At 26.2% G+C, this 2018-nt stretch carries 1 protein-coding gene; it reads right to left on the bottom strand.

What is annotated here, in order from left to right:
* Nucleotides 1-959: 959 nt before the first annotated feature.
* Nucleotides 960-1577, bottom strand: coding sequence for an ATP-binding cassette domain-containing protein (locus EUBIFOR_RS10645; RefSeq protein ID WP_040466518.1), 618 nt, complete (start codon nucleotides 1575-1577; stop codon nucleotides 960-962).
* Between the last annotated feature and the right edge of the window lie 441 nt (nucleotides 1578-2018).

Here is a 2018-nt window from a genome sequence, read left to right as displayed (position 1 = left end):
CCCAAAAATTGATAATAATAGTGATTACGAAAAAAATATCCTAAGATTACAAGTGAAAAGGCAAGAAAAATACATATGAAACGCATTTTACTCCAATTTAAATTTTTCATAATTCATCTCCTTTTTAGTATGCTACATATTTGCTTTTATACTTTGTGTACAGAGCAAATATGATAATAAGTGCAATCTGAATAATATACGTAATAAACTTGATATCACATAATAGATTTATGATTAGATCTTCTGCAATAGTTGCCAGTAAAATAACTACTATTGGATGTTCATTCTTTTTTAAATACTTAATGGCAATACCAAATATGCCTGAGGATACCATATAATATATAATATATAAAATCAATTTCATAACTTATAAGAGCTTGAGAAACAGAAGATGTGTTTACTATAGGTATAATCATGGAGCAAACAAATAATACTAAATAGTTCATAAAGATTCTTTCACTCACTAAGTGATTTTGAAATATGTCTAAATATCTATTTAAAAAACAGAATAGAAACTGTTTAAAGTTAGATTGGCAATGATATATAATGCGAATCCAATGTAAAAATGATGTATATTGTTTTTGCTTAATGTTAGAATTTGATATCCAATAAACATACACATAAATAGTAAATCAAAGAATAAGTATACTAAATATTTGAATTCTGGAAATAGGAATAAGAAGTCAATACATATTAATAAAAATGAGAAAATGACTCCACCTAACCATATCAGTAACTTATAATGTTTCGTTCTGAAAAAAATCATTTGTCTTAAACAGATTAAGAAATTTAAAAATTTAAATACTAGAAAGAATTTAAACAACTTCACATCAAAAAATATGAATACTAATAATAATGATTGTGAATATGTCTTCCAATCCATAAAAAGAGCGGCAGGAAATATACCCGTTAAGTATAGTTTTAGTATCAATAGTATAGATCCATATAGAAGAAAATATTTACTTAGCTGTTTCTTCATATAATCTACCGTTTTTCATTGTAATAAATCGTGAATATCCTATATCAACAAAATCATGTGATGCGATTATTACAGTTTTCCCCTTTTCTATAAGATCTTTCATCTTCTTGATAAATACTTCGATTGAATAATCATCTAATCCCCTGGTAGGCTCATCAAATATTAATATATCTTGATTTTCCATTATTGCTTGTATAATTCCCATTTTCTGTTTCATACCAATAGAATAGTTTCTTAATAGCTTTTTATCGTTTAAATTGAGATGGAAATCTCTACATAAATTCTCTAGTTCCTTAATGTTAAGTTTTGAACGTAGATTGCCTAAGAATAATAGATTTTCTTTTATGTTTGAAAAATCTGAGAATTCCGGATTTTCAATGAGTGCACCAATATAGTAATTAGAGTCGATTTCTACAGATCCAGAATCGATATCTAATAGACCGCAGATCACTTTCAACAATGTAGACTTTCCACAACCATTCTCGCCTTTAATATAGATAACATCATTATCGTAAACGGAAAAATCTAAATCAATTAAAACAGGATTCTCACGAAATGCTTTGTTTATTTTGTTAATTTTTATTATTTCTTTTTTCATAAATAACTCACTTTCTAAAACAATTGAAAGATTAAATTGCAGATGTAATAGTTGTATATGGCCATAATCAAATAGGATATTAAAATACAAATATGAATAGGCGATTCCTTATAGAACCAATAAACCTGAAATGAAATCAACGATAAATTCAAGATAACGTAAAATGATAATTGCGCTAAATATAAGTGCATATGCTCTTGAGGAATACCTATTAAATAGGCAAATAATAGGTATACCACCACAAAAAATATGAACCAGATCAGCAATTCGATTTTTAAAATAAATTTGCAGTATTTTGATTTGCTTATTCGGATTACTGAAAATTTCCTTAATCTTTGATAAGTGTAATATCTATATATTAAGAATACATATAGAATATTGGTGAAAACAAGAAATGACATATTTGAATTAAATAAAAAGCTAACTCCATTGTTTTCTCCT

It is taken from the genome of Holdemanella biformis DSM 3989 (assembly GCF_000156655.1).
Classification (GTDB): Bacteria; Bacillota_I; Bacilli_A; order Erysipelotrichales; family Erysipelotrichaceae; genus Holdemanella; species Holdemanella biformis.
Note: the sequence above shows the minus strand (reverse complement) of the source record. Positions and strands in the feature narration are given on the sequence as shown.